The sequence below is a fragment of the Azospirillum sp. Marseille-Q6669 genome (assembly GCF_965111635.1).
Window position 1 is genome coordinate 564,037 of the sequence record NZ_CBCOOP010000004.1, and the last position, 25,994, is coordinate 590,030.

A 25,994-nucleotide genomic window follows, 5' to 3' on the forward strand; every position below is an offset into this window, starting at 1 on the left:
GGGACGGGCGGCGGCGGATCAGAAGCGGTAGTTGGCGGAGACGTAGTAGTTGCGTCCCACCTCCACCGACGTGAAGTTGACGTTCTTCTCGCTGAGGATGACGTCGGTGATATTCTTGACGCCGGCCCCGACGGTCAGCGCCTCGGTGACATCGGCGCTGACGCCCCAGTTCAGCAGGGTGTAGCCGGGCATCTTGCTGGTGCCCTGCAGCTGCGGGCCGGTGTAGCTGGTCGACACCGACGTGCTGATGTTTTCCAGCGCCTGCCACGTCAGGGAGGCGTTGATCTTGTGGCGCGGACGGTAGTCCAGCTCCGCACCGTTGCTCTGCTCGGTGTAGAGGTAGGTGTAATTGCCCGCCAGCAGCAGCTTCGGCGTCAGGCTGACGGAGCCGGTCACCTCCACGCCCGAGATGTCCACGTTGTTGATGTTGCTCCAATTGCGGGCGACGGCCACCGGATCGTAGACCGCCTGGATCATGTCCTTGACCTTGTTGTGGAACAGCACGACGCTGCCGTCCCAGCGGTCATAGCGGGTTTCCAGGCCGATCTCGTAGTTGGTGCTGGTCTCCGGTTCGAGGTCCGGGTTGCCCGACAGGAAGCAGCGGCCGCCGCAGCTGACGATCCGGTATTCGCGGCTGAGCTGGTAGGCGTCCGGCGCCTTGTAGCCCTGGCTGACGCCGGCCTTCAGCGACAGCGCGTCGGTCAGCGCATAGACGACGTTGGCGCGGCTGGTGAATTTGCCGCCGAAGATCTCGTGGTGGTCGTAGCGGGTGCCGACCGTCAGGGTCAGCCCGTCGATCAGCCCGATCTGGTCCTGGAGATAGACGGCCTTCTGCCCGATCTCCGACTTGCCGGACTGCAGGAAGGTGTTGGGGTCCTCCACCGTCTGCTTGCGGTATTCCGTGCCCGCGGTCAACCGGTTGAAGCCGAGCTGGAAGTTGGAGCGGCCGTGCAGGAAGAGGTTCTTTTCCTTCAGGTGCCGCTGCTGCGGCGCGTTGAAGGACGAGTTGTAGTCGTCGATGCGGCCGTCTTCGTAGTTTGCCTCGACCAGCGTGTCGCCCCAGCCCCAGTTGCCGCGGTGGGCGGCGCCGAAGGTGTTGCGGACGATCTCCTGCTTCTGGGAGGAGAGCCAGCGGTCGTAATAGCCGCGGGGCCGGTTGTCACGGTTCAGGCCGTAGTTGGCCTCCAGCGTCTGGTTCTCCGTCACGTCGAAGGCCAGCGTGGTCAGCAGGTTCGCCAGGTTCTTCTTTTCCAGAACCGGAACGACGCCGTTGTAGCGGGAGTCGTCGTACCAGGCCTGTCGGTTGAAGTATTCGGCGGAGACCGAGGCCGAGACCTTATCCACGATCGGGCCGGCGGCGTAGAGGCCGGTGCGGTACTGGGTGCCGCCGCGGCCCGGCTCGACGACGCGGTAATCGCCGTTGATCTCGCCCGACCACTTGTCGGTCGGCTTCTTGGTGATGATGTTGACCACACCGCCGATAGCGTCCGATCCGTAGAGCGACGACAACGGGCCGCGCACCACCTCCACCCGCTCGATGGCCGACATCGGGATCGAGTGGTAGTCGAAGTCGCCGCCGCGCCACAGCGCGTCGGAGGTGGACACCCGGCGCCCGTTCACCAGCACCAGCGAGTAGTTGGCGCCCATGCCGCGGATCACCACCTCGTCGCGGCCCGTGGCGTCGGTGCGGTCGTTCACGCCCACCGAGCGGCCCAGGACTTCCGGCAGGCCGGAGGAGGCGACGCCCTCCCTCTTCAGGTCCTCCGACGTGATGACGGTGGTGAAGGCGGGAGCGGTCAGCGTGCTTTGCGGCGTGCCGGTCGCCGTCACCGTCACCGGCCCCAGCGTCTGGACGGCAGCGGGCGACCCTTCCGAGGCGGCCTGCTGGGCCAGCGCCGGCGTTCCCCCCGCCAGCGCGGCCGCCAGCGCCGCACCCACCATGGTTGCGGATTTCACCGCAGCCACCGGACGGCCGGCCGCCGTCCCTTCTTCTGCACACGCCCCCGATGTGCGATTGGTCATACTCATATCCCCTGATTAGACAAATACGTAGTTGCTAATGCGACTCATTCTCAACTACCTCTTTCGATTGTTAGTGCATATCCCTTTTCGCTGCAAGGACTATGACTCGGCGGAGTTGTTTTTCAGGTGGCCGCCATCACTCTCCGGGGGATCACTCCGCCGGATGGGCAAGCGGTTGGACGCCCACCTCCGAGTCCGAGCGCTCGACCGGGGAGGCCCAGACGCTGTCCCGCGGGCCGCTGAGGGCGCGCCGCGCCGCTCCACGGGCCATCGCGGCGAAGACCAGCCCACCGGCCAACGCCACCAGATCGACTCCGATCAACCCATCCGACAGCCAAAGACCCGGCATGACGAGGCCGAGCAGCGAGGTCGCCGGGATGGCCGCAGTGGCCACCGCGCTGACCCACAGCAGTTCCACTCCCGCACGGGACGCCCCGCGCAGGAACGCCCAGGCGCAGGCGCCCAGAAAGACCGCGTAGTAGATGCCCCAATGCCAGGCGTGCAGGTCGTCCACCAGCCCGCTCAGCCACTTCCCGGCGGCGATGGTCAACGACAAACCGGCCACGCAGCCCAGGCAGACTCCGACCGTCCCGGCGGCCAGCAGGCGGGTGGCACGGCTCTGCTCGACCGGGCCGACGGTCGACCGGCCTTTCGCCTGCCGCTCCGTCCGCCGCCGCGATTCGATCCACAGCAGGTTGCCGGTGTAGAACAGCGCTGCCCCGGCCAGCCCGAGCAGGAAGTAGGACCAGCGCACGATGCCGCCGCCGAAGCTCCCGAAATGCAGCGCGAAGAAGGCGGAGACGGTGGCCGACCATCCGTTCTGGTGTCCCGGCATGTATTCGGTGTCGATGATCCGGCCGTCCACCGCCCCCATCAGAACGAAGCCCTCCCGCCGCACCAGATAACGCGGGTCATGGCCCCAGACGCGCACGGTGGCGGCCCCGGTGCCGGCGTCGTGATACTCCAGGCTGACCGGCTGGAAGCCGGGGGCGAGGCTGTGGACGCGCGTCAGGAACTCCTTAGTCGGCAGCATGCCCGCCGGGCTCATGTCCTTTGAAACTGTACGGAACGGGCTGCTGGCCGCCGCCACGGCGCGCATCTGCCCGCCATAGACCACACGGTCCAACGTGTCGTAGATGTGGTCGTGCAGCCCGAACACCACCGCCGACAGGGCGATGACGATGTGGAAGGGCAGGCTGATCAGCCCCAGCAGGTTGTGAGCGTCCAGCCACAGGCGCTTCACGTTCCGGGTGACGCGCAGGATCAGGAAATCCTTGACCAGCGACGGCAGCAGGATGATCACGCCCGACACCAGGGCCACGACGTAGAGCGCGCTGGCGATGCCCGTCACCGTGGTGCCGATGTCCAGATCGCCCGGAATGCCCACGGTGCGGTGCAGGAAGTCCACCAGTAGCCCAATGCCCGACGGGTTGAGCTGTTCCACCGCCACCGATCCGTCCGGCGCCAGGGTGGCGGCCCAGGGGGCGGGGTCGAAGCGTTCCTCCGTCCAGGTCAGGCGCAGCGGCGCCTCTCCGGCCAGGGCCGGCCCGACCGCCAGGGTGAAGTCCCGCACCTCCGGCCGCAAGGCACGCGTGGCGGCGACCAGGTCCTCCGCCCGGTCGAGTGTCGCCGGAGTCACCGCCACCGGCGGCGTGATCCAGCGTTCCAGCGGTTCCTTGAACATGGTGAGGGCACCGGCATAGAAGCAGACGAACAGGATCAACCCGGTCAGGATGCCGGTCCAGGTGTGGACCTGACGGTAGAGGCGCACGACGTCGGTGCGGATGGCCATGGCTCGGCTCGCGGCTGTGAGGGCGGGACGGGTGGGCGAAGGATCAGTGCAGCAGCAGCGGACTGCGCGCGGCGAGCAGCGCCGTGTGGGCCAGGATGTTGGCGCAGCCCAGCCACAGCCAGGCCTGTCGCCCGCTGCGGAACAAGAAGCAGACGCTGGCCACCCCCAGCCAGATCGGAACGACGAGCCACATGATGAATTGCAGCTTGTTCACCGCGGCCGGCCCGCCGGGGCCGATCCAGGCGAACAGTCCCGACAGGGCGATGGCCAGCGAGAATCCCAGGACCACCCCGGCCACACTCTTGCTCCGCCAGTCAGGACGGATCGGGGCGTGTGTGTTGCGGATGGAGGATGCGTCGGTCATCGCTCAGCCCTCCCGGCGTGCGGGCATGGCTCCGCGGGCGGCGGCGGCGAAGGGCAGGATGGTGAGGACCAACATCCCGACGGTGAGGCTGGTGAACAGCGCGGTCACCGGATGCATCACCACCGACCACAGCAGCCACCCTTCCAGCAGCGCGAGCGTCCCGATTACGCGGCTACGGCGACCGGCCAGTGGGCGGGTCAGCCATTGCTGGCGCGGTGCCGAAAGATAGAAGCAGGCAATTCCGACCACGGTCGCGGCCAAAGCCAGCCCGTGAAAGGCGGCTTCTGCCATCGGTGCGGTTCCAATCATGGCGCGCCAATCCGATTCGGTGGAGAAAGGCCATGTTCTGCCAATCAGGAATTGAAATTGCAAGTGATTCCTATTTGCATTAAGAATCACAGCCGCGGTCGGTGACCGGCGCTTGCTCCGCGTTCTTTCAAGAAGCCTCGGAAGCTGGCCTTGCCCATGGCTGTGGAGCGCGGATGGACGGGCGGCCGCGTGGCGTCGCTCAAGCCGAAGCGTTTCTCACCTGCCCATCGAACGTGCGGCAGAACGGCGACGCCGGCCTCAGGGCGTTTGCAATGGCAGGTTCAGGCTGGTTTCAGGTCAGCCATTGCGTCATTCCGGCGTTGCTGGACACCACCGCGTCGATGCTGTCGCGCAGCTTGGCGAGGCTGATCGGTTTCACCAGATAGCCGTTGACGTTGTGCTCCTTGGCGAAGCGCACGGTGCTGAGGTCGGCATCGCCGGTCAGGAAGATCACCGGGGTCTTGTCCACGTCCTTCACCTTGATCCCCCGCACCCCCTGGAGGAACTGCTTGCCGTTCATCGGCGCCATGTGGATGTCGCAGAAGACGATGTCCGGGCGCGTGCGCACCACCTCCATCAGCCCATCCTTGCCGTTCGAGGATTCCAGGATCGAGCGGACGCCGATCTCCTTCAGCACCTTGCGGATCAGGCCGCGGGTGAAATTGTCGTCCTCGACGATCAGGATGCTCAGCTTCGAGTAATCTACCGCCATAATGGGCTGCCCTTGTTCAAGACGTCGGTGCGGGACTGTGCGACGCCCGCATCGCGGCGGTCGCGGTGATCAACTCGTCCAGGGTGGCGTCCAGCATGCTGGCGAGAAGCGCGGCGGTCTCCGCGTCCCCGGCGTCCAGCAGGTCCTGGGTGTCGCCGGCCAGCCGGCCCAGCCGGGCCGCCCCGATCGACAGGGCCGCCCCTTTCAGCGTGTGGACCGCGTCGCGGGCCGGGCCGGCGTCTCCGGCTTCCAGCGCCGTCACGGCGGCCTGGATCAGCCCCGGCGCCATGCCCAGGAAATCGCCGAGGAAGACCATGGCGTCCGGGTCGTCACGGCCGAAATTCTGGCTCAGCTGGCCGAGGTCGAAAATCTGCGGGTCAATGTCGGCGTCCGCCCAGCTCGGCGTGGGGGACGCTTCAGCCACGGCGGCTGGCTCCGGCTTGGCAGGCGTCCGGCGGGCCGGCAGGCGCAGCGAGCGGGCTTGCGGCAGGAAGCGGTCCAGCGTTTCGGCCAGCAGCCGGGATTCGATGGGCTTCGTCAGATAGCCGTCCATCCCCGCTTCCAGACAGCGCTGCTGCGTGCCCGGCAGGGCGTCGGCGGTCAGCGCGACGATGGGCAGCCGCGTCACCGCACCGGCGCCCAACGCCTCCGTCAACTCCTGCTCACGGGCACGGATGGCGTGGGTCAGGCCGAAGCCGTCCATCTCCGGCATGTGGAAGTCGGTCAACAGCAGGCCGTAGCGCCCCGGCTGCAGCATCTCCAGGGCGCGGGCGCCGTTGTCGGCCATTTCAATGGCGTAGCCGCGCTTGTTCAGCATGCGGCGGATCACCGTCTGGTTGATCGGGTTGTCCTCCGCCACCAGGATCAGCGCCCCGGCCGCGATGGCGGTCTCGATGGGTGGCGGTTCCCAGCCGGCGGCGTCATGCTCCCGCGGCTCCGACCGCCGTTCCAGACTGGCCCGGCCCAGCGCCGCCGCGATGGCCAGCCAGACCCGCCGCCGCCGCAAAGGCAGATTGACGGCGCACAGCAGCCCGATGCGGTCGGCTTCCGACATGGTGGAGGCCAGCGCCCGCGGCACGGCCAGGATGACCGCGGGGACCGGACCGTCGGCGAAGGCTGGGGACTGCACGATGGCGCGGCAGCAGGCGATGGCGGCTTCGGATTGCACCCCGCCGTTGACCAGCACCACCAGCCGCCCCGGACCGGCCTGGGTACCGGTCACCGCCTCGAGGCCGCCGGTCAGGTCGTACCAGCCCAGCGGGGCGATGCCGGCGGCGGCCAGAATGCCCTCCAGCGCTTGGCGGCCGGCGCCATCGAAGCCGACAGCCACCACGCGGGCGTCATCCACCGCCACCGCCGGGGCCGCCGGCGTTCGGGGCTGCGGGCAGTCGGCGGACGGGGCGGCCACCGCGAAGGGCAGCTCGAACCAAAAGGTGGAGCCTTCGCCGAACACCGAGTCCACCCCGATGCCGCCCCCCATCATGGTGCACAGCTTGTGGCAGATCGTCAGGCCGAGCCCGGTGCCGCCGAAGCGGCGCGAGGTGGAACTGTCGGCCTGCTGGAAGGGCTGGAACAGCTTGGCCCGCTGCTCCTCGGTCAGGCCGATCCCGCTGTCGGTCACGGCGAAGCGCAGCACCACGCTTCCATCCGCAGGGCCATCCGTGCTGGACCGCGGCTCGGCGCTGACCGTCACGGCGACGCTGCCTTTCTCGGTGAACTTGACGGCGTTGCCCATCAGGTTGATGAGGATCTGGCGCACGCGCGTCGGATCGCCGGTCAGCCGGTCGGGAACGCCCGGCCCGACGTCGACGGAGAGCTGAAGCCCCTTTTCCTCGATGCGCCCGGCCACCAGCTCCGCCGACTCCTCGACCACCTCCAGGGGGGAGAAGGGGACGGATTCGATCTCCAGCTTGCCCGCCTCGATCTTGGAGAAGTCCAGGATGTCGTTGATGATGATGAGAAGTGCCTGGGCCGACGACCGGATGACCCCAAGCATGCCGTGCTGCTCCTCGGTCAGGTCGGTCTGATCCAGCATCTCGGCCATCGCCGTCACGCCGTTCATCGGCGTGCGGATCTCGTGGCTCATCACCGCCAGGAAGGAGGACTTCGCCCGCGTCGCCTCCTCCGCCTGGTTCTTGGCCTCGTGCAGGGCCGTTTCCCGCTGGGCGATCTCGGTGACGAAATGCTGCACCGAGCGGGCCATGGCCCCGACCTCGTCCCGACGCCCGGTGTCCACGATGGCACCGGTCAGAGGGTTCCCGGCCAGATGGACCATCTGCCTTTGCAGGCGGTCCAGCGGGCGGGTGATCGAGCGAGCGGCGTAGAAGGCCCCGGCGATCGCCAGCAGCAGGCCGGCGGTGGCCCCGAGCACAAGGGCGGACCGCAGGAAGGCCCCGATGGTTTCGGCGTTGCTGCGGAACGTGTCGTTCAGCGCGCTGGCACCCGACGCCATCTCCTTCGCGTCCGCGTCCATCCGGGCGATCATCAGGTCCTGGACGCTCAGCCCCTCGCGCACCTTGTCCAGGCTTTCCCGCCAGCCGGCCACGGCGGAGATCATGCCGCCGCGAACCAGCGGGGGCAGTGCGATCCGCTCGATCTGCTCCTCCACCGCCGTGCCGTCCGCGATCAGCGTGATGGTCGCTCCGATGTCCCGGTGGCTCACCGCGTCGGCTGTGGCGTGCGCCAGCTTCAGCACGGCGATGGTCACGCCTTGCGCCTGCTGTTCGGTCTCGTTGGCCGACACGGCGTGGGCGGTGAGTTCGGTGACCTCGTTCAGCGTGGCGGCGTAGGCCGTACCATAGACGTTCAGGATCTGGTCGATGCGCTTTTCCAGCTCCTGCGCACTGTCCCGGATGTCGCCGCCGTCCATCAACGCGCTGGACACCTGCGAGACCGCCGCGACGATGCGTTTTTGCCCCCGGCTCCCGCGCCCTTCCGCGGCGGCAGCCCGCTCCAGTGCCTCCTCCAGCGCTTCCGCGCTGTTGCTCAGGCGCAGCATCAGTACGCCGGTGTCGTGCGTACCGGAACTGCCGGGTGCGCCGCCGCCTTGAGCCTGACCGTGTTCGCGGGACAGCCGGGCCGCCTCGTGCCGCCACAGACCGGCCAGCGCGGCGTAGATGCTGCGGGCGTTGTCCAGCACGTCGCGGTGCAGGCTCAGGCGGCGGTCGGAGTCCGCCACCGTCTCGGCATAGCCGAGGTTGGCGAGGTTCTGGCGCTGGCGGGCGGCGTCGGTGATGTCGATCAACCGGGCCGCCTGCTGGTCCATGGCGCCGATCAGGGCGTCGTTCTGCTCCGTGACCGCCTTCAGCTCCTCCATCTGCGTGGCGTAACGGTCCAGAACCCGCCGCGTCTCGCTGACGGCGCTTTCCAGCGTATCGTCCTCGGTGGCGTCGGCCAGAGCGTCCAGATGGCGGCGCGCCTCGCCGGTGTGGGCGTCGAAGCGGACGGCCTGGGCCGCCCGCCGGCTGGCCGCGGTGTTCAGATAGTCGGAGCGCGCCGCCTCCGCCCCCAGCAGCTCGCGGTAGATCGTGCCGGCGGTGACCACCGAACCGTTGGCGCGGTCGGACTGCTGCAGCAGGAACCACGCGACGATGGCGATGGCCGCCGCCACCAGCACGGGCATGCCGCCAACCGCGGCGATCCGCAGGGCGATGTTGGTGCGGATCATCACCGCGCGCCGCCGTTCACTGGGCGAGATCGACGCGGTGGAACAGGTGCAGGCCGAAAGGATTCATCCGATAGCCCTTCACCTCCTCGCGCAGCACCATGAACACCATGGAATGGGCCAGCGGCAGCCACGGAGCTTGGTCTTTGAACACTTCCTGCGCCCGATGGTACAGGGCGGTGCGTTTGGCGAGGTCGGTGGTCTGCTTGGCCTCGATGATGAGGTCGTCGAAGGAGCGGTCGCACCATTTGCCCATGTTGCCGCCGCCCTTGCGGGCTCCCTCGCAGCTCAGCAGCGTGTAGAGGAAGTTGTCCGGGTCGCTGTTGTCTCCGGTCCAGCCGATCATGCCCAGCTGGTGGTCACCGTTCATCAGCCGCTTCATGTAGACCGACCAGTCGTCGGTCACCAGGGTGGCCTTGACGCCGACCTGGGCCAGATCGTTGGCCATCATTTCCGCCGCCCGCTTGCCGGCGGGCATGTAGGGCCGGGCCACCGGCATGTGCCACAGCTCGATCTCGAAGCCGTTGGCGTAGCCGGCCTCGGCCAGGAGCTGGCTCGCGCCCTTGGGGTCGTAGGGGATGTCGGTGATGGCGTCGTTGTAGCCCCAGCTCGTCGGCGGCAACGGATTCTTCGCCGTGCGCCCGGTGTCGCCGTAGAGCGCGTCGACCAGAGTTTCCTTGTCGATGGCCATGCTGAGCGCCCGGCGCACCCGCACGTCGTCCAGCGGCTTCCGTTCCACGTTGAAGGTAAGGAAGGCAACGTTGTAGCCCTCCTGCCGCAGCAGGGTCAGCGACGGGCTGTTCCGGATCTTCGGCAGGTCGGTCAGGTTGGGATAGGGCATGACATGGCATTCGCCGGCCTGCAGCCGGTTCAAGCGGACCGTGGCGTTGGGGGTGATGGCGAAGACCAGGTTGTCCAGGGGCGGGCGCCCGGCCCAGTGCCCTTCGAACGCCTTGTACTGAAGCAGGTTGTCCTTCTGGTAGGAGAGAAGCTGGAAGGCGCCGGTCCCCACCGGCTCCCGATCGAACAGCTCCGGCGTGCCGAGCTTGGCCATGGTGTCGGCGTATTCCGCCGAGGTGATGGCGGCGAAGACCATCGACAGGTTGGCCAGGAAGGGCGCCTGCGGCCGGTTGAGGGTGAAGCGCACCGTCAGGTCGTCCACCGCCTCGATCGACTTCAGAATCGATCCCATGGAGAGGTCGTTGAAGTAATTGTAGGCCCCGTTTCCGACCGAATGGTACGGATGGTCCTTGCGCCATTGCCGGAAGAAGCTGAACAGCACGTCGACGGAGGTCAGCGTGCGTGTCGGCGTGTAGCCGGGCGTATCGTGGAAGCGCACGCCGGGCCGCAGCTTGAAGGTGTAGACGGTGCCGTCCGGCGAGATGGTCCAGGATTCCGCCAGCGCGGGCACGATGCTCTTCGACTCCGCATCGAAGCGCACCAGCGTGTCGTAAGCGTGCAGGATCGCGTCGAAGCTGGTGTTGGTGCGGGCCAGCGCCGGGGCCAGATTGTCCGGGTTGCCTTCCGAACAGAAAACCAGCGTCGATGCAGCCTCGGCCTTCTGCTGCACTCCGGCGCCCGCCAGAGCTGTCGCCGCGATCAGGAATGCCCCGCCCAACCGGGCCCACCCATTCTTCAACAAACCTGCCTTCACTGCACCGCACTCCTTCAACCGATCACCTGCCCGAGCCCCCAATTGGTTTGCGGAGATTAAAGCCAACGAACGCATACTTGCAATTGATGATATCTTTCAAAAGACAATCTTTAAGTTTCTCCGGGGAAACAATGCTTCGTCGTCGAAATTTTCTATAACGATCCGAACGCATCGAGGGGGAGTGGCGAGAAGCGCACCATTTCATTGAGCGGCCGGACAGGCACCGATACGGACTGCCGCCAGAGCGGCGCGGCTCAGCCGCACGGAAGCGGACCGGTGTGAGGTTAAGTCGACTTAAGCTCGCAAAAAGTGCGCAAAGCTAGCCGGATCGCAACTTTCCATATTGAAAAACCGAAACCTCTGTGTTGAGGCAATCTTGGGAAAATCCGTTGACAATGTTGAGGGTTTGACGAAGGATGCGGCCGGACAAGCGGACGGGAGACCCCACGAACCATGGCCGGAGAAAGCCTCAAGGGGCTGCGCGAGGAGCGTGGGTGGAGCCAGACCGAACTGGCCGCTTGGCTCAACAAGAGCCTGGGCCGCAAATACGACCGGGCACAGATTTCACGCTGGGAAAGCGGATCGGAACGGACCCCCAAAGCGGTCGTGGACGCTGTCGAGACCGAGCGCAGGACCGACCGGCCGCGCCGCGCCACCGTCGTGATGTGCGGCTCCGCGAAAGGAGGCGTTTCGAAGACGACCTCAGCCCTGTGCATCGCCTATTGCCTGCTCGCCCAAGGGTCGAAGGTTCTGCTGATCGATTGCGACAGCCAGGGCAGCGCCACCGTCCATCTCGGCTACTCGCCCACCCAGATGGACCAGATGGAGGTCGAACGCCGGACCTTGTACTACGCCCTGGCGGACGACAAGCCGCTCGCCGACTACATCATCCAAACCCCGGAGCCGCGGCTTGACCTCCTTCCCGCCTTTATGAGCCTGGCGGATGCCGACGTCGAACTTGCCCTTGGCAAGCTGGCCCCCCTGCGGCAGCGCATCGGCGAAGTCCGGAACCAGTACGACTTCATCGTACTCGACACCGCCCCGAACCTGGGCGCCGTCACCGTCAGCGCGCTCGAGGCGTCGGACCTTCTGCTGGTGCCGTGCCAGACCGAGGCGTTGGCGCTCGTCGGCCTGCGAAACGTGCTGCATTCCCTGGAGAACCTGCGGCGGCGCCGCAATCCCGGACTGCGCATGCTGGGTATCCTTCCCACGCTGTTCTCCGCCCGCCTGACCCAGGACCAGGCGACGCTGGAGGATCTGCGCCGGGGCTACGGCGATCGTTACCGGATTTTCGATCCCATTCCGAGGGCAACCGTGTTCGCCCAGGCGGCGGCATCGGGCGTGATTCCTCTCGCCGCCGTCAAGAACATCCCCGGCCGCGCCGTCTTCGAGGAAATCGCCGCCGCCGCTCGCGCCGCCGCCAAGGAGAAGAAGGCCCATGTCGCGTAAGCTCGCCCGCCGCACCGACCTGACCGCATCGGCCGAGGTGACCGGACCGGCGCCGAAGGCGTTCGACCTCTCCGACGACTTCCCCTCGGTGCTCGAACTGGACATCGATCGCATCGACCGCCACACGCACCAGCCGCGCGCCGTGCAGGACGATGCCTCCCTCACCGAACTGCGGCGGTCCATCCTGCGGCACGGCCTGATGTATCCGATCCTGGTGACCCCCGGAGGCGGAGGCGGCTACGCCCTGGTCGGCGGCGGACGGCGCCTGCGGGTTTTCGAGTTGCTGGGCCGAACCACGATCTTCGCGCGGGTGCTCTCGGGAGACCCCGACGAGCTGGCGCTGGTCGACAATCTGCAGCGCAAATCACTGAACGCGGTCGAGACGGCCCGCTCGCTCGACGGCCTTCGCAGCAAGCACGGCTACACCCAGGAAAAGCTGGCCGAAGTGATCGGCAAGACTCCCGCAGCGATCTCGCGGGCGCTCGGCATCCTCACTCTGCCGCAGGACGTCCTCGACGAGTACATGACCCTCGCCGACCGCGTCCCGCAAACCACGCTGGAGGAGGTCGCCGCCGCGCCCAGCGAAGACGGGCAGCGCAAGCTGTGGAGGCTCGCCAGAAGGGGAGCGACCGCGAAGGCGATCACCGAGCAGCGTCAGGAGATGAAGCGCAAGGAGCCGGATGGCCTCTTGCTCAAGAGACGCGCGGCCGGCGCCGCGGTCCGGGGCCTCGTCCAGATGGTTGCCAAGCTTGAGGAGAACCGTGAGGGCATCGGCGCCGCCGAACGGTCCGCGCTCGAAGTGATTCAGAAGAAGCTGGCGGCGCTCCTCGCCGATTGAACGGCTCGCCGCACCGCCCGGCCTGCCTCATCGGGCGGGCAGGGGAGGGCAGGGGCAGTTCACATGTGCCCCTTGCCTGCGCTTACTTGACGATGTCCAGCAGAGGCATCTGCCCGTCGCCACCCTTCGGCAGCGCCGCGCGACGGCGACGGCGGCTTTGGTTGGCCACCTCGGGAGTGACCGGAACGAAACGCTTGGGGCGGCCGCTCTCGTCGAGATCGTCGTTGTTGACGACCAAGGTGAGTTCGCGTTCGTTGACGGCCCGCTCCGCCACAGCGCGGCGGATCTGGTCGAGGAAGGACTGGGAAGGATAAAGGTTGTACTCGACGTCGACGTACTTCCGCCCCTCCTTGATCTCCTCGATCTCGATGCGGTCGAGAGCCCCGATCTGCGTGTCGGCGAGCGCTTTGACGACGTCGTGAATCCGCAGCCGCATGTCGCGGAACCGCGACCACTCCGACATTCCGGAATCGCGGATGATATCGCGGGCGGTGATGCTGACGACCGACTGCGAGGGGTCCTGCCTCAGCGTTTCCGCGATGCGCTTGAACAGCCAGCGCGAAAACGGGTTGCGGATCTTCATCAGGGCTTCGTAGGAGATCGAGTGCCAATCGACCCGGCGGATCGCCTCGCGGAGCATCATGTTGAACTGGACAAAGGTTTCCGCGTCGCTGCTCTCGTCATCGAGGATCGAGGAATCATCGGTGTCGTCCGTCTCGCTGGGACGCTGCCGCAACCCGAGGCCGGCGAAGATCCCGGAGTCCATCATGACCTTGCGGCGGCCACGGCGCTCGATCTGGACCGTGCAGCGCCGCATGATCATCAGCGCTTCCTTGATCTCCGGAATGCTGAGAGTGTGCCGGACCGAGCGAAGCTCCTGCCAGACCTCGTAGAGCGAGAAGCGCAGGATCGCCTCGCCGTTGTCCACCGACAGGCGCGCCGGGTCCGAGGCCAGCTTGCGGATCACGTCCTCAATGATCTGTTCGCGTTCACCCGGATAGGCGTCGATCTCCTCCACCACCTGAGCCCCGCTGGCGTCACGGAGGAAACGGCCGTCCTTGCCCTTCACCCGGCGCTGGATGCGCGCCGGAACGACCGTGAGGTGGTAGATCTGATCGGCGAAGGAAAACTGACGGTGGATCATCGGCAGGCGGTCGTCCTGAGCCGCCGGGTCGCGGGGCTCCAGGCTGTGCGCCGCCTGCCCGTTGGCCTTCGATTCAGGGCTGTCGAAAATATACTTGGGAGCCAGATCGTACAGAGAAACCATGTTGACGCTGTGGCGTCGGCCCGTGGTGGCGTCGATGTGTTCGAACAGCGTGCCTTGGACGGTCTGCCCCTGCGTCTCCATACGGCGCTGCTTGACGACGATCTGCCCCGACATCTGGTGCCTCTCCGAAATCCTGAACACCAAGCCTATGTCTCTTCCACTGTCCAACGCAACGACGTCGCGCGTGGGACCATAGGTGACAGGCGCGCTTGCAGTAGGTGGCAGGCGCGCTTCCGGTAGGCAACGGGCGCACAGGCAGTAGGTCGCAGGCGCGGTTGCCGAACGACTCCCCGGCATGGGACCGAATCGGACAGTCGCTTCCTCGACACGGGGCTGGCGTCGCGCCGCACTTCGCCATTGCGCGGACCCCAAGGCCAGCCTCGGTGCAGGAGCGCCCCGGCAGGACTTTTCCAAAGGCTCCGCAGGCTGGAGATTCAGCACCGCGGCGAAGTGCGCCTGTCACCTACCGAGCAGTCCGGCCGGTGAACGCGCCTGTCACCTAGCGAATCCAACGAGTCGAAGCGCGCCTGCGCCCTATCCCAGGCCCCCGAAACGCGCCTGCATCCTATAGAATTGGACAACTCCGGAGTCTCTTCGACACACCGATAGGTCACAGGCGCGTTTCGCCGCGTCCCGAGTCGCGGTGGTTACCGCGCCTGACACCTCCATATGCGCGTCTGCCTCCTGCCGATGCCGCGCCTGCAACCTTCGCAATTGCGCCTGGCACCTACCACGAGCGCGCCCGCCACCTGTCGATAGGAGACGGGCGCGCTTTGCTGAGTCCGAAGCATCCGGGGAATCCTGCCTGCAAGAACGCCGGCCGACGCCGGTTCCACGATCTCGCGGGAGCGCCGCATGACCACCACGACCGAGAGCAACAGCCGCTGGGGCAAGATCCCCGCCTGGTGGCTGGACCATCCCGACCTCGACGCGGATGGATTCGCCGTGCTTGCGGCTCTTGCCACTTTCGCCAACGAGAACGGTGTCTGCTGGCCGTCGCAGTCGACGCTGGCAGCAAAACTGAAACGGTCGCGCCCGACCATCAACCGCATCCTGCAGCGCCTTCACGACATGGGTCTGGTCACCATCGAGCACCGCCGCGGCCGCGACGGCTCACGGTTGTCCTGCCTGTACCGGCTGCGCGTCGCCCAGTGCGAGGAGACCTTCCCCCAAGCCGCTGGCGACCAAGCCCCATTGCGCCCTGTTCCGACCAGCGACAGGGATGACTCACTGACGAACGTCCCCTGTCCAGCACCGAGTCATGAACACCATCATCCTGAACAGAATCCCGACTCGCTCGCTTCGGGCGGACGCGGACCGGTGTGTGAAGTGCCCGCGGATTGGATGCCCAACGCCGACGACCTCGCCTGGGCCGGGAACCGTTTCGGCTCGGTCGATCTCAGCCGGCATGTGGAAGGATTCGTCCTGCGCTGCCAAGCCCACGGCTACCGGTACCGCGACATCTCCGCCGCCTGGCGGGCGTGGCTTGCCCAGGACGTGGCGGCCGGCAAAGCGCCGACGGTGAGATCCGCCCCGTCCGGCGGGACGGCCGTCATGAACACCAACCATGCCCGCCAGAGCGTCGCCGAACAGCGGGTCGACGCCTGGATGACCGTTGCCGCGAGGCTCAAGGGCGTCCAGCCCGTCCCCCGTCCCCGTTTCTGAGGAAATCGTCGATGTCCATCGCCATGATGCCGCTGCCGGAACGGTCCTCTCTGCCCTTTGACCCGGCGATGGCTCCAGCCGAACGTTGCCGGCTTCTCGTTGCCGCTTTTCCGGGAGCGGTGCGCGAGCTTCTGGCCGCCGGTACCCTGGAACACCGTCCGCGCTTCGGCGAGAACGGGTTCGAGGGGCTTCAGGAAAACTGGTTACCGCCGGTGGCAGTTTCCGCCCGGCAAGTCGCCATGGCGCAGCGGGTGCTGGCAGACCTGCAGGATTCCATCCTTGCGCCGGCCGAGCCCGACCATCTTCTTGGCCGTGTGCTGGCCTTGCTGTCCCATTTCCCGGCCAAGGGACTGCCCCCCGACGTCGAGCGGCTGGTCGCCATGGACTGGGTCGAGGACCTGGGCGAGTTTCCGGCCTGGGCCATCGACGACGCGGCGCGCGCGTGGCGCCGGACGAGGAAGTGGAGGCCGAGCATCGCCGAGATGCGCGCGCTGTGCGAGGAGGCCTGCGCGAAGGAGCGCGTCGTGGCGCAACGGCTCCGGCAGATCGTCCAGGCGTTTCGGGCTTCCGATGCCGGAAACGGGCTGGCGGAGATCCGCCGGTTTCCATGAGCCGGTGCCAGGGTGTTGCACGGATGGGCGTGCTGGCATAGGCAGAGCCGCCGTTTGTGTTCAGGTTCCCTATTATGCCGCACAAGGCCAACGCCGCTCGTCGCCATCGCATTCCTCGGCCCAAACGCAAGGTGACGAACTGGGCCGAATATGATGCCGCGCCACGCCAACGTGGCAGCCTTACGGTATGGGTCAGCAACGAAGCCATCGAGGGCTGGAGGGCTGCGCCCCGGACCACTCCGGGCGGGCAGCCCAACCACTCGGACCTCACGATCACGACGGCGCTGATGCTGCGCGCCGTTTTCCATCCGGCGCTACGCCACACCGAAGGTCTCATCGGCTGTGTGGGCCGGGCGAGTGGCTGATCGAAAAGCATGGGACCAGGAAGCGGCGATCCTGGAGGAAACTGCACATCGGCATGGACGCGGCGAGTGGTCGGATCGTTGCGGCCACGCTGACCGGCCGCGAGGTGGATGACGCCGCCCAGGTCGGGCCCTTGCTCGACCAAATCACGGACCCGGTGGCCTCCTTCACTGGCGACGGCGCTTACGATCGACCGGCGGTCTACGCGACCGTGCACGAGCGGCATCCCCAAGCCGCGGTCGTAACGGCGCCTCGGGCTGACGCCGTTCTCAGCGACATGGCAGCAACTGCGCCCATTCAGCGCGACCGCCACATTCAGGCGATCGCCGTGACGGGCCGCATGGCTTGGCAGCGGGACAGCGCGTACAACCGAAGGGCTCGCGTGGAGGGCCAGATCGGGCGCTGGACGCAGGTCATCGGTGATGGACGGCGTTTCCATACCGTCAAGGCGCAGGTCACTGAGGTCGCCATCGCTGCCGAGGTCCTCAATCGCATGCGCGACCTTGGACGCCCGGAGGCCGTTCGTGTCGCCTGATCAATGGTGGGAATGGGGCGATCCCTTGCCCCCCTCGCCTCGATGCAACACGCTGACGGGCCTTCTCACCGTTGCGCCGAAGGCTGCGCTGTACGCTGCGGTTCGCGATGCGCGGGAATCGCAGGCATGGCAGTTTGCCCAGGAACTGGCCGGACAAGCCGCGAAGATGCTTCAAGCCGTTGCCCTGCGATATCCGCAGATAGGCGCCCGGTGCCCGCTTCGGTTCCCCAAGAGAAAAGGCGCGGTCCCGAAGGGCCGCGCCTGATCTGGTTGTCTTGCCCGAACGCTTTTACCAGCGTCCGGCGCGGGCCTGCGGTCTGCCCTGGCCGCCGTCGCGCTGCCACGGCCTCGCTCCGCCGCGAATGGCCGGGCGGCCCGCCGGCCGGCCGGTGCCGCCGGAGAAAGAACGTTGCGGCTCAATGCCGGGGATCGTATGGATCGCCAGCGTCGCCCCGGTGAAGCGTTCGATGCGGGACAGGGTCTCGCGGTCGGCGCGGGAGGCGAAGGACACCGCGATGCCTGAGGCACCGGCCTGGCCGGTGCGGCCGATGCGGTGGACATAATCCTCGGCCGAGCGCGGCAGGTCGAAGTTGATGACGTGGGTGATGTCGCGCACGTCGATGCCGCGGGCGGCCACGTCGGTCGCGACCAGCAGACGGACCTGGCCGGTGCGCAGCCGCTGGAGCGTGCGGTTGCGCTTGGACTGGTCCATGTCGCCGTGCAGGGCAGCGGCGGCATGGCCGGCGGTGCTCAACTCCTCCGCCAGTGCGTCGGCGTCGCGCTTGGTCGCGGCGAAGATAATCGCTTTGCCGACTTCATCCTGGCTGGCAAAGTGCATCAGCAACCGGCGCTTGTGGTCCATATCGTCGGTGTGGTGCAGGCGCTGTTCAACGTTGATCGCGGTCGCTTGGCTTTGGACGGCGACGCGTTCCGGGTTGCGCAGCAGCTTGCCGGCGAGTTGGCTCATGCGGCGGTCCAGCGTGGCCGTGAACAGCAGCGTCTGGCGGCCGGCCTTGCAGGCGTCGGCGATCCGCTCGACGTCATCAAGGAAGCCCATGTCCAGCATGCGACCTTCGCCGTCCATCGCTGCAACATCGACAAGCTGGCGGCGGAGGTGGCGCATGCCTGATGATCTATTCTCCTACGCTTCTGCCCGCGCCGACGAGGGGCGGCAACGCCACCTTCGGGCGGTGGCCGAGGGACGCTGGGCGGCGTGGACGATCCAGGAAATCGACTGGACCGTCTTTGATGACTTCATGTCCGCCGGGCTGATTGATGTCGAAGGTGGGCAGGCCTTCCTCACCCCGGCCGGCACTGCTGCTTTAGCGCGGGGAGGCTTCCATGCCTGAGCCCAGCAATGCCTTCCTCCGCGACTGCGCCTACACGGCGCCTGAGGGCGGATGGAATCTGACGTACCGGCAGACGCCGCCCGGAGAGCCGATGGTCCCAGGGTTTTTGCGATCGGGTGACCGCATCGAGGTTCGGCGCACCTGGGGAGGATTGCACATCGATCATTTTACTGTTGCGTCGGTGAATGGCCCCTACCATTACGCCGACCCTGGACCAGCCTATCCGTGCTTTTCGGTGAGCTTGTTGGACGAGCGCGGGAAGGCTGTCGGCCACATCATCGAGTGCGTGGCTGTGGGCGGCATGGTCCGGGACCTCTTCGAGGCGAATGACCTGGAAATCTAAGTGAATGAAGCCGCCCAGGATGTTTTCTAGCCTCTGCTGCTGTGAAATTAAAACAATAAAGCCAGAATACATTTAAGTAAAAATCCATTCAACAACGGCAAATTTAGTTAACAATGAATAATGAATGCTATAGTCTTGCCAATAATTCATTGTGGACGACCGTTTTACTTAATGGATATTTCATATATTAATTATTTAATTAAGAAGTTCGACTATATTATGAAAGCCTCGCGTTGTCGCTATGTCCCGCGCTGTCTGGCCATCAGCTGTCTTTAGGTCCTTTTTCGCCCCATATTTAAGCATTTCCTGAACTACCAAGAGGTTGCCAGACGCGGCAGCCAAATGAAGTGCGCTCCAGCCAGCCTTATTTACCAAGTTTGGGTCAGCGCCATTTTCAAGAAGCAGCTTTGCGAATGGAATAGGTTTATCGCGAGCCCACATCAGTGCCGTACTTTTAATTTCGGGAGTAGCGACATTTGCATTGGCACCCCATTTTTCAAGTAAAAGCTTTGACATTGAATAATTTCCTTCTTGAATGCTCCACATTAATGGAGTTTGGACCATGCGCGTGCTATTCGGATTTGTTCCTATGCTAATTAGCTCTTGAGCCAAATCAGCATTTCCGTCTTTTACAGCAGCTATTAAAAGCGGTTCAAAGAATTCTGGAGACTTGGATGACAAATCTGAAGATTTCAATCCCTTCACAGCGTCACCAAACCCCATTAAAGACAACTGGGCTACCACCTTTGGCCCAAGCTTCGACTCTGGCGGCGGAGGAGGAGGAGTCGCCCACCGATCCATTAGCTTTTCATATCTGTCGAACTTTTCAGTGTCGGATACGCTGCTAGAGAACAGTAACTCGCAAAGCATATACAGAGATGAGCTAAAAATATGGACTCTATCGGCATTTGGCATTTTATCTATAAGGTTTTTTTCAAGTTTCTTATAATTGTTTTCGAAATCAGCAGTTCCTAAAGATTTAAAGAGTATATTAGCTGATGCCTTCGTTTCGTTTTGAACTTCGGTATCAACTGGACGCACTGGCTTAATTGCTTCGCACTTTGCATTTGACGTATTTTGTGCGAAGGCAGGGCCAGTGACGAAGCAAAGAATTAGCGCGAACTTTACAGCGCTGCATACACGAATATTCATTTCCGTGCCTTATTTTTCGAGGTTCTATGAAGCATGCAGCAACTTGAGAGCAAGCGCCAAGCATCCTGAAGAGGGATGCCGTACTCCCCTTCCACGGATATCGACTGGTCAGGGGCTGATCTGCTTATGGTCGCTGGGGGCTGTCGGAAGAGTTGCGAATGGGCTTCTTTGCGGTTATCAGGGCGGTGGAATCAACCTTGGTGCGGCTGATCGAGGATGATGCGATTTGACCCCGGATCAACCCGCTTTTCCGGAGAGCCTTTTTTACCCACGGAACACCTGCCGCCTGTGCCACTCAACATTCTGTGGCCCCGGTCGAAGCGTCGGATCGACCGGAGCCAGCACCGGCGCAGCGTTCAGATCCAGGAGTGCTCGCGCTGACGGCCCACTGATCGACCGGCTCACCTCGACTTGCCCGTCCAGCGTCAAGGTCAGCACCCCGAGGTCGAGCAGCCAGTGGTGCAACACGCAGAGGGACAGCCCATTGGCAATGTCGCTCCCTCCGCCGAATGCATGCCAGCGGAGGTGCGCGGCGCCAAATTGCCCTGCGGGCGTTCCGGCTAATCTTTCTCCGAGATCGCCGTAAGCCGAGTTTCGACGGCTTTCCCGATGGCGCTCCCAATGATTCTGGAGTTGCTGTCGAAGGCAGCCTCAAAATCCTTGATTGACTGGAACCCGTCACCGGTCTCCGTCACCGACACGACGATAGTCGCCGGCTGACCCGACGGAAGCGGCATGATGGCCGACGCGTTGGCGCGGGGACGTTCATAATCCTGTCCGGCGCGAATGTTCTGGAGGGTCAGATTCCGTTGGTAATGGCGGACCCCGAGGTCACCCCCATCCGATGCCAGCGTCTCCACGCCCACCGTGATGGCCAGGGCAACTTGGCCGCCGCCCTCTTTCGGAAGGGTCGAGGCGGCAAGTTGATTGAGCCGCACATAGACAGGGATGATCTCGACCGCGGTCTTCCCGATTGGAACGAGGCCGAGCACAATCCTTGATGTCGGTCCGGCGGAGCCGTCTCCGATGGTCCGCACCAACTCCAGACACCGGACGCGCCCATCCTCGTTCCCAACGGCAAAGGAAGCGACGTTGACTTGGCCACTGTAAGGCGCTTGGAACCGCTTGATTTTCTCTGTGGCGCTGTCCTTGAGCGCGTTGGACAGCGACGAGTAAATCAGCTCCACACCGGCCATGATCAGAGGGATGGTCGTCGGCCCAAGCAACCCAAGCTCCGGGCGCGGCCGGCGGTCACGCTCCTGTAATGGGTAACACACGTCCTGAACGGCCTTCGGTTCCTTGCGCCGGTCGCTCGTCGGCCCGAGCGGCGGCGGTTCTGCGACACGTTCCCGGGTCCCCTCCGGCGGGAGTCTGATATTGGGTAGCCGCTCGTCTTTTCCGGCCTGGGTCGACAACGCCGCCACACGCACCGTGCCCCCGCCCCCGGTACCGCGTGCTTCTGGCTGTTGCAGGACGTTGAACGTCTCGCAGCCTGTCAGAAAAAGCCCGGGAACCAGGAGAACGCCAAACCTAAATACAGGGCACAGGTGCGTAAGCAATCTACCCTCCGCATCATAGGATAGGGCATTAGATTTCCGGCTCAATCTATTATCCAGCATGCATTCGAGGTACATAGGTGGAGGTGTCGAATTGCTGCATACAATGATATGTATAAAACAGAGCGAGAGAATACCTGATGCCTCGCGACACGGGACCTAAAGGAGGAGGGTGTGCGCCAAACGAACCGTTATGTATGTAGCTCTGCGCAGCCCACTGAATGCTTTGGGTCTACGGATGTACAAACGATACGATCCGTCTGGTTCAGTCCACAAGCACGTCCACATTGGGTAAGGTACTACCGAATCGAAGGAAAGCAGCTTCACGAATTTTGACGTGCGATCCAAGATTGCGGCGTTTTCGAATACTAATTATATACCTGTGAAGGTGGCTCGAGCACATGTATAATTCCAGAGCTCACTCTTAACAACATTGAGAGAAGGTCATGGCTTTGCTTTCTGTCCCAATTGTTCACATTCCTCTCTCCAATACCAATGATGGTACAGGTGCAATCCGCCGACATGTCGGGAAAAGGATGGAGGGTGGCACGTCCATGCAGATCATTGTTGAGGATGCATGGAGAAGCAGGGGTATGCTGCATTCGGGCAGTACCCGTTCAGATGATGTGAATCCGCCGGATTTCATTCCGGTCGAAATCTATTACGACCCTCAGGGTGTGGGTAACGCTTCTGAAGAAGAGGTATTGGATGCTTTGCGGAAGGCAGGCACCTGACCTGAGTAGAGCTTTGCTGCGGGGCGTCACCGCCCCGCTATTCCCCCATCCACCACGGGCCGGAACTGGATCACCTTCGCCAACACCCCCGGCCCGCCATGCGGCACAAAGAACCGGGTGGCGCCGGAGATCATCTCCTGGATCACACCGACCTTCTTCAAGTCCTGGTAATATTTCCCCCAGGACGGCCCCTTCAGTTCGATAAGGGCCTCGCCGTAGACCTTGGCCCGCACCACCCGCCAGCCGTTGGCGAGCTGGAGGTCATGACCGGCCAGCACCGTCTCGATGGCCTCCTTCGGTGACCAGGGTTTCCCGTAGTTGGCCCCCAGCTTGGCGAGCACCTGACGGATCTGCACCGCCGGCACCACGCGTCCCAGCAGGCGGGTGCCGTCATCGGTCTGGAGCCGATAGACCTTGGGCTCTCCGGTGTCGGCCAGCTTGTCCCAGATCGGGAGCAGGATGCCGGAGATGACGTGCATGGCTTCGACCTGGAAGGGTTCGCTCTGCCCGACCTCGGCAGCCCAGACAGGGCGCGCTTTTCGGCGGTCGATGAAGTCGTACGTCGCGAAACGATCATCGATGTGCTTGGCATCGACGTAGTGGGTGTGCAGAGGCCCGACGAGCCGGTACTGCGGCACCACGGAGCCGTCCTTGAGGTCGGTGCGGTTGTGCGCCTGGCGGAGTGCATAGACGCGCCCGGTCCTCCGGTTCTTCACGAACCGCAGGATGTCGGGGTGCTTCTCCATCACCTCGTCGTAGCTGATGGGGTTGTTCCGGCGCCAGACCTTGAGTTCGGTGTAGGTGGTCTCGGCGCCGGCCCGGGGGCAGGTGTAGACGACGCGCGGTGGCGACATGACCTCGATGCTGTCCGCGATGACGGTCTCCACTCCGACGTTGAGCAGGCCGGCCTCAGCCGCCGCTTCCACGGCCTGATCCAGTCGGGAGGCGAACTCATCGAAGAGGCGGTTCATCGGATCGACGCGCATCGACAGCAGACGGTTCAGGAACTGCTTCACGGTCGGCAGCTTCGCGATCAGAAGGTCGCCTTCCTCGTTCAGCAGCTTCAATCCCAACTGCCGCTGGAACTCGTCGATGTTGAGGCCGCTGACCTCCTTGCCGGAGTCCAGATCCTTGATGAGCTGGAACAGTGCCGCGGAGCCGTATTCGCCTTCGAGGTTGTCGCGCTCGCTGAACAGCCCCTGCTTCCCGGTGTTGCGCTGGCCCTTGGTGAGGGCGCCGAGTTGGCCCAGCCGCCGGGCGATCGAGGTGATGAACCGCTTGTGCCCTTTGAGGCTGGTGGTGCACAGCACGACCTCCGGCGCCGATTCCTGGTCGGAGCGGTGCGGGGGGCCCACGGCCTGGGTCGCTTCCTTCGCGCTCCAGCCGGCCTGGGCGATGTAGAGCACCCGCTGCCGGCGGTTCTTGAACTTCCGCCCGGCATGGAGATCGATGCCGGTGTTTCCGGCGTTGCTGTAGGCGACGATCGGCTTTCGGTCTTCCTGGAACGCTTGTAGGTCGGCCATCATGTGGGCCTTACCGCGTGGCTCGATCACTGGTCGCACGACGCCGCTGGCGTCCGGCCGCTTCACGATACGCCTGGTGCGTCCGGTCAGCTCGGCCACCATGTCGGGGCCGAAGCGGTCCAGAAGCTGCTCCAGCGGGCCGTTCGGGACGCGGAGGCACCCAATGCGCCCCAGCAGGTTCTCCCGCATCTCCAGGGCTTCCTGGTTTATGATCGGGGCGCCGGCCCTATCGGTGGCGGCCTGCACCCGGATGTTCCCGACCTCATCGGCATAGGGTTCGTGCTGCTTCACCGGGAAGCAGAGTTCCAGGTATTGGATCAAGCTTTCCCGCGGCGACGTGTCGAGGTTTTCCTCGGCGCCTTCACGGGCAAGGGCGCGTTCCTGGGCGGCCTCGTTGGTGTTGACGAAGTAGAGCAGCGGCGACCGCCCGGTCCGGACATCCTCCTCCATCTCCTGGAGGATCGTCGGCATCATCATGGCGGTCAGCACCTGATTGAAGAACCGCTGGTGCGTTCCCCAGAAGGCGCTCATCGTCTTGGACATCGCCTGCCCGTCGCTTGCGGTGCCAACCAGCTTGGTGGCTTGGTGGACGTTGGCCAGCACGATTTGCCACGCCTCGGCCATCTCGTCGTAGAGTGCCACCTGTTCCGGCGTCAGGTCGTGGACCAGCCGCCGGTACCGGATATCCTCGTAGGAGAGGGAGCGGGCACCGTAGCGGCCAAGGGCCTTCAGGTCGCGGGTGACGATCTCCATCGCGGCGATGCCGCCGGACTTGATCTGGTCGATGAAGGCGAGCTTGGTGGCGAAGGGGGTGCCGAAGCCCCAGAGCCCAAGGCGGTCACAGCTCGACAGGTTCTCGACCTTGAACGGGACCGTGTCCTGTCCGACATGGAGATCAAAGCCGTGTGGAAGGCGGCGGAGGAGATGGGCTACCCGTTCGGCACTCTCGTGCAGATGCTTCTCGTCACCGGCCAGCGCTGGGAGGAAGTCGCGCAAATGCGATGGGAACAAATCACGAACGATGTTTGGACGCTGCCGCGCGCACGGACGAAGGCCGACCGTGCGCATGAGGTGCCACTGTCCACCCTTGCCATGACGATCCTGTCCGGCATCCCCCGCTTTTCCGGCCCTTACGTGTTCACGACGACCGGAGGCCTGAAGCCGGTGAGCGGGTACAGCAAGGCCAAGCTCCGACTTGACGCAAAGTCCGGCGTCCAGGGCTGGCGCATCCATGATCTGCGGCGCACCTGCGGCACCGGGCTGGCTCGCCTGGGGGTTCCGCTCACAACCATCTCGCGGGTACTGAACCATGCCGAGGGCGGGGTGACGAGGATCTATGCACGCCACAGCTACCTTCCGGAGAAACGCGAGGCGCTGGAGGCGTGGGGTAGTCGCATAACCAATCTATTGCGCAATGGAGAAGACCATGAACGACCAGAGGGATGAGGAGATCATCAAACTAGCAACCAAGTACAAAATAAACAATACAAGCGAACTAAGACAAACACTGTCTTTGTGTGAAATTTTCTATGAATATGAAGCGCAAAACGAATACCGATACGATATTTACGAAATTACTGACCAAATAGATGAAATACGCATGAAACTTGTTGAGCTTCACGAATTAATACAAAGCGACCCCTTTATCCGATTCACCAGAAATGATGAACTAGACAACTTCATTTCGGGAATAGACTCGCTCATAAATATAAGAGATGATCTCATAAACAAACTAATGAAGAGGACCGTCGGTCGTCCAAAGAACACCGCTGAAGAAGTTACCGTTAGGTTGCTTGCTGAATTTTGGATTAACAGTCTTGGACGAAAATTCGTTCCGTATTTCCAACAGATCGGACCGGGGCGCTACCAGGCCAAGGCTAAGTCCGACGTTCCTGAAGCAAATCCAGCACAATTTATTGTAGATGCGGTTGATCTTGTAGCTAAACACGCCACTCTTCCGCCAGAACACGAGAGGCGAATCCCCAACATTGGCAGCCTACGAAAAACGGTTGAATCAGTGAGGAGGACATATTTTCCAGAAACTATAAAAGGGCGGACACAACGAAGCTGACTTCCAAGAATAGATTGATTA

General features: G+C 64.1%; 23 protein-coding genes. 11 read left to right on the forward strand and 12 right to left on the reverse strand.

The window, feature by feature from the left end:
- Positions 1–18: 18 nt before the first annotated feature.
- From ACWPXE_RS23950 to ACWPXE_RS23980, 7 genes are all read right to left on the reverse strand, one after another.
- Positions 19–1,956, reverse strand: coding sequence for a TonB-dependent receptor domain-containing protein (locus ACWPXE_RS23950; protein WP_454019825.1), 1,938 nt, complete (start codon positions 1,954–1,956; stop codon positions 19–21).
- A gap of 217 nt (positions 1,957–2,173) precedes the next feature.
- Positions 2,174–3,814: a PepSY-associated TM helix domain-containing protein gene (locus ACWPXE_RS23955; RefSeq protein ID WP_454019826.1), complete on the reverse strand. Its 1,641-nt coding sequence runs from the start codon at positions 3,812–3,814 to the stop codon at positions 2,174–2,176.
- A 43-nt stretch (positions 3,815–3,857) separates the two neighbouring features.
- Entirely contained in the window at positions 3,858–4,178 is a 321-nt protein-coding gene (locus ACWPXE_RS23960; protein ID WP_454019827.1) for a hypothetical protein, read from the reverse strand.
- 3 nt (positions 4,179–4,181) lie between these two features.
- Positions 4,182–4,469: a hypothetical protein gene (locus ACWPXE_RS23965; RefSeq protein ID WP_454019828.1), complete on the reverse strand. Its 288-nt coding sequence runs from the start codon at positions 4,467–4,469 to the stop codon at positions 4,182–4,184.
- 310 nt (positions 4,470–4,779) lie between these two features.
- Positions 4,780–5,199 carry a response regulator gene (locus tag ACWPXE_RS23970; protein WP_237906676.1) on the reverse strand — a complete coding sequence of 140 codons (420 nt, stop codon included), beginning with the start codon at positions 5,197–5,199 and terminating at the stop codon, positions 4,780–4,782.
- 16 nt (positions 5,200–5,215) lie between these two features.
- A complete protein-coding gene (locus ACWPXE_RS23975) occupies positions 5,216–8,866 on the reverse strand; it encodes an ATP-binding protein (RefSeq protein ID WP_454019829.1) in 3,651 nt (1,216 codons plus the stop codon).
- A 16-nt stretch (positions 8,867–8,882) separates the two neighbouring features.
- A complete protein-coding gene (locus tag ACWPXE_RS23980; RefSeq protein ID WP_454019830.1) occupies positions 8,883–10,481 on the reverse strand; it encodes an ABC transporter substrate-binding protein in 1,599 nt (532 codons plus the stop codon).
- Between the two features lie 489 nt (positions 10,482–10,970).
- Here ACWPXE_RS23980 and ACWPXE_RS23985 point away from each other — a divergent pair, with 489 nt between their 5' ends.
- Positions 10,971–11,966, forward strand: coding sequence for an AAA family ATPase (locus ACWPXE_RS23985; RefSeq protein ID WP_454019831.1), 996 nt, complete (start codon positions 10,971–10,973; stop codon positions 11,964–11,966).
- Positions 11,956–12,804 (forward strand): ParB/RepB/Spo0J family partition protein, encoded by an 849-nt coding sequence (locus tag ACWPXE_RS23990; RefSeq protein ID WP_454019832.1) that lies wholly within the window; start codon positions 11,956–11,958, stop codon positions 12,802–12,804. The genes ACWPXE_RS23985 and ACWPXE_RS23990 overlap by 11 nt, the downstream gene beginning before the upstream one ends.
- 82 nt (positions 12,805–12,886) lie before the next feature.
- On the opposite strand, the gene ACWPXE_RS23995 is transcribed toward ACWPXE_RS23990, so the two are convergent.
- Positions 12,887–14,185, reverse strand: coding sequence for a plasmid replication protein (locus ACWPXE_RS23995; RefSeq protein WP_454019833.1), 1,299 nt, complete (start codon positions 14,183–14,185; stop codon positions 12,887–12,889).
- A gap of 741 nt (positions 14,186–14,926) precedes the next feature.
- Between ACWPXE_RS23995 and ACWPXE_RS24000 the strand changes: the two genes are divergently transcribed.
- The 4 genes from ACWPXE_RS24000 to ACWPXE_RS24015 all read left to right on the forward strand — a co-directional run bounded on the left by ACWPXE_RS24000 (position 14,927) and on the right by ACWPXE_RS24015 (position 17,245).
- Positions 14,927–15,736, forward strand: coding sequence for a helix-turn-helix domain-containing protein (locus ACWPXE_RS24000; protein WP_454019834.1), 810 nt, complete (start codon positions 14,927–14,929; stop codon positions 15,734–15,736).
- 11 nt (positions 15,737–15,747) lie between these two features.
- Entirely contained in the window at positions 15,748–16,347 is a 600-nt protein-coding gene (locus tag ACWPXE_RS24005; protein WP_454019835.1) for a hypothetical protein, read from the forward strand.
- A gap of 74 nt (positions 16,348–16,421) precedes the next feature.
- A complete protein-coding gene (locus ACWPXE_RS24010; RefSeq protein WP_454019836.1) occupies positions 16,422–16,712 on the forward strand; it encodes a transposase in 291 nt (96 codons plus the stop codon).
- Positions 16,712–17,245 carry a transposase gene (locus ACWPXE_RS24015; RefSeq protein WP_454020056.1) on the forward strand — a complete coding sequence of 178 codons (534 nt, stop codon included), beginning with the start codon at positions 16,712–16,714 and terminating at the stop codon, positions 17,243–17,245. Before ACWPXE_RS24010 ends, ACWPXE_RS24015 begins: the two co-directional genes overlap by 1 nt.
- 289 nt (positions 17,246–17,534) lie before the next feature.
- On the opposite strand, the gene ACWPXE_RS24020 is transcribed toward ACWPXE_RS24015, so the two are convergent.
- Positions 17,535–18,368: a helicase-related protein gene (locus tag ACWPXE_RS24020; RefSeq protein ID WP_454019837.1), complete on the reverse strand. Its 834-nt coding sequence runs from the start codon at positions 18,366–18,368 to the stop codon at positions 17,535–17,537.
- On the opposite strand from ACWPXE_RS24020, the gene ACWPXE_RS24025 reads away from it, so the two are divergent.
- On the forward strand, positions 18,367–18,594 hold the full coding sequence (locus ACWPXE_RS24025) for a hypothetical protein (RefSeq protein WP_454019838.1): 228 nt from the start codon (positions 18,367–18,369) through the stop codon (positions 18,592–18,594). The two genes, ACWPXE_RS24020 and ACWPXE_RS24025, sit on opposite strands and share 2 nt — an antisense overlap.
- The gene (locus tag ACWPXE_RS24030) at positions 18,587–18,937 is read left to right on the forward strand and encodes a hypothetical protein (protein WP_454019839.1); all 351 of its coding nucleotides are present in this window, start codon (positions 18,587–18,589) and stop codon (positions 18,935–18,937) included. Before ACWPXE_RS24025 ends, ACWPXE_RS24030 begins: the two co-directional genes overlap by 8 nt.
- Positions 18,938–19,132: 195 nt before the next feature.
- Here the strand turns inward: ACWPXE_RS24030 and ACWPXE_RS24035 are convergent, their stop codons facing one another.
- Positions 19,133–20,089 (reverse strand): ankyrin repeat domain-containing protein, encoded by a 957-nt coding sequence (locus ACWPXE_RS24035; protein WP_454019840.1) that lies wholly within the window; start codon positions 20,087–20,089, stop codon positions 19,133–19,135.
- Positions 20,090–20,649: 560 nt separating this feature from the next.
- Positions 20,650–21,648: a hypothetical protein gene (locus ACWPXE_RS24040; protein ID WP_454019841.1), complete on the reverse strand. Its 999-nt coding sequence runs from the start codon at positions 21,646–21,648 to the stop codon at positions 20,650–20,652.
- A gap of 443 nt (positions 21,649–22,091) precedes the next feature.
- On the opposite strand from ACWPXE_RS24040, the gene ACWPXE_RS24045 reads away from it, so the two are divergent.
- Complete coding sequence (locus ACWPXE_RS24045) at positions 22,092–22,379, forward strand: hypothetical protein (protein WP_454019842.1); 288 nt, start codon at positions 22,092–22,094, stop codon at positions 22,377–22,379.
- 26 nt (positions 22,380–22,405) lie between these two features.
- Here the strand turns inward: ACWPXE_RS24045 and ACWPXE_RS24050 are convergent, their stop codons facing one another.
- Positions 22,406–24,898 carry a strawberry notch C-terminal domain-containing protein gene (locus ACWPXE_RS24050; RefSeq protein ID WP_454019843.1) on the reverse strand — a complete coding sequence of 831 codons (2,493 nt, stop codon included), beginning with the start codon at positions 24,896–24,898 and terminating at the stop codon, positions 22,406–22,408.
- Between ACWPXE_RS24050 and ACWPXE_RS24055 the strand changes: the two genes are divergently transcribed.
- Together ACWPXE_RS24055 and ACWPXE_RS24060 are read left to right on the forward strand one after the other, a co-directional pair.
- Complete coding sequence (locus ACWPXE_RS24055; protein ID WP_454019844.1) at positions 24,827–25,348, forward strand: site-specific integrase; 522 nt, start codon at positions 24,827–24,829, stop codon at positions 25,346–25,348. The genes ACWPXE_RS24050 and ACWPXE_RS24055 overlap by 72 nt on opposite strands.
- Positions 25,329–25,973 carry a hypothetical protein gene (locus ACWPXE_RS24060; protein WP_454019845.1) on the forward strand — a complete coding sequence of 215 codons (645 nt, stop codon included), beginning with the start codon at positions 25,329–25,331 and terminating at the stop codon, positions 25,971–25,973. The genes ACWPXE_RS24055 and ACWPXE_RS24060 overlap by 20 nt, the downstream gene beginning before the upstream one ends.
- Positions 25,974–25,994: the final 21 nt, after the last annotated feature.

Bases quoted from the DNA above. Each gene is read 5' to 3' on its own strand.
- ACWPXE_RS24000 (WP_454019834.1), top strand. From the start codon at position 14,927: ATGACCACCACGACCGAGAGCAACAGCCGCTGGGGCAAGATCCCCGCC.
- ACWPXE_RS23975 (WP_454019829.1), bottom strand. From the start codon at position 8,866: ATGATCCGCACCAACATCGCCCTGCGGATCGCCGCGGTTGGCGGCATG.
- ACWPXE_RS24005 (WP_454019835.1), top strand. From the start codon at position 15,748: ATGTCCATCGCCATGATGCCGCTGCCGGAACGGTCCTCTCTGCCCTTT.
- ACWPXE_RS24010 (WP_454019836.1), top strand. From the start codon at position 16,422: ATGCCGCACAAGGCCAACGCCGCTCGTCGCCATCGCATTCCTCGGCCC.
- ACWPXE_RS24030 (WP_454019839.1), top strand. From the start codon at position 18,587: ATGCCTGAGCCCAGCAATGCCTTCCTCCGCGACTGCGCCTACACGGCG.
- ACWPXE_RS23965 (WP_454019828.1), bottom strand. From the start codon at position 4,469: ATGGCAGAAGCCGCCTTTCACGGGCTGGCTTTGGCCGCGACCGTGGTC.
- ACWPXE_RS24035 (WP_454019840.1), bottom strand. From the start codon at position 20,089: ATGAATATTCGTGTATGCAGCGCTGTAAAGTTCGCGCTAATTCTTTGC.
- ACWPXE_RS23955 (WP_454019826.1), bottom strand. From the start codon at position 3,814: ATGGCCATCCGCACCGACGTCGTGCGCCTCTACCGTCAGGTCCACACC.
- ACWPXE_RS23990 (WP_454019832.1), top strand. From the start codon at position 11,956: ATGTCGCGTAAGCTCGCCCGCCGCACCGACCTGACCGCATCGGCCGAG.
- ACWPXE_RS23995 (WP_454019833.1), bottom strand. From the start codon at position 14,185: ATGTCGGGGCAGATCGTCGTCAAGCAGCGCCGTATGGAGACGCAGGGG.
- ACWPXE_RS23960 (WP_454019827.1), bottom strand. From the start codon at position 4,178: ATGACCGACGCATCCTCCATCCGCAACACACACGCCCCGATCCGTCCT.
- ACWPXE_RS24020 (WP_454019837.1), bottom strand. From the start codon at position 18,368: ATGCGCCACCTCCGCCGCCAGCTTGTCGATGTTGCAGCGATGGACGGC.
- ACWPXE_RS24025 (WP_454019838.1), top strand. From the start codon at position 18,367: ATGCCTGATGATCTATTCTCCTACGCTTCTGCCCGCGCCGACGAGGGG.
- ACWPXE_RS23985 (WP_454019831.1), top strand. From the start codon at position 10,971: ATGGCCGGAGAAAGCCTCAAGGGGCTGCGCGAGGAGCGTGGGTGGAGC.
- ACWPXE_RS23970 (WP_237906676.1), bottom strand. From the start codon at position 5,199: ATGGCGGTAGATTACTCGAAGCTGAGCATCCTGATCGTCGAGGACGAC.
- ACWPXE_RS24060 (WP_454019845.1), top strand. From the start codon at position 25,329: ATGAACGACCAGAGGGATGAGGAGATCATCAAACTAGCAACCAAGTAC.
- ACWPXE_RS24055 (WP_454019844.1), top strand. From the start codon at position 24,827: ATGGGCTACCCGTTCGGCACTCTCGTGCAGATGCTTCTCGTCACCGGC.
- ACWPXE_RS24045 (WP_454019842.1), top strand. From the start codon at position 22,092: ATGGCTTTGCTTTCTGTCCCAATTGTTCACATTCCTCTCTCCAATACC.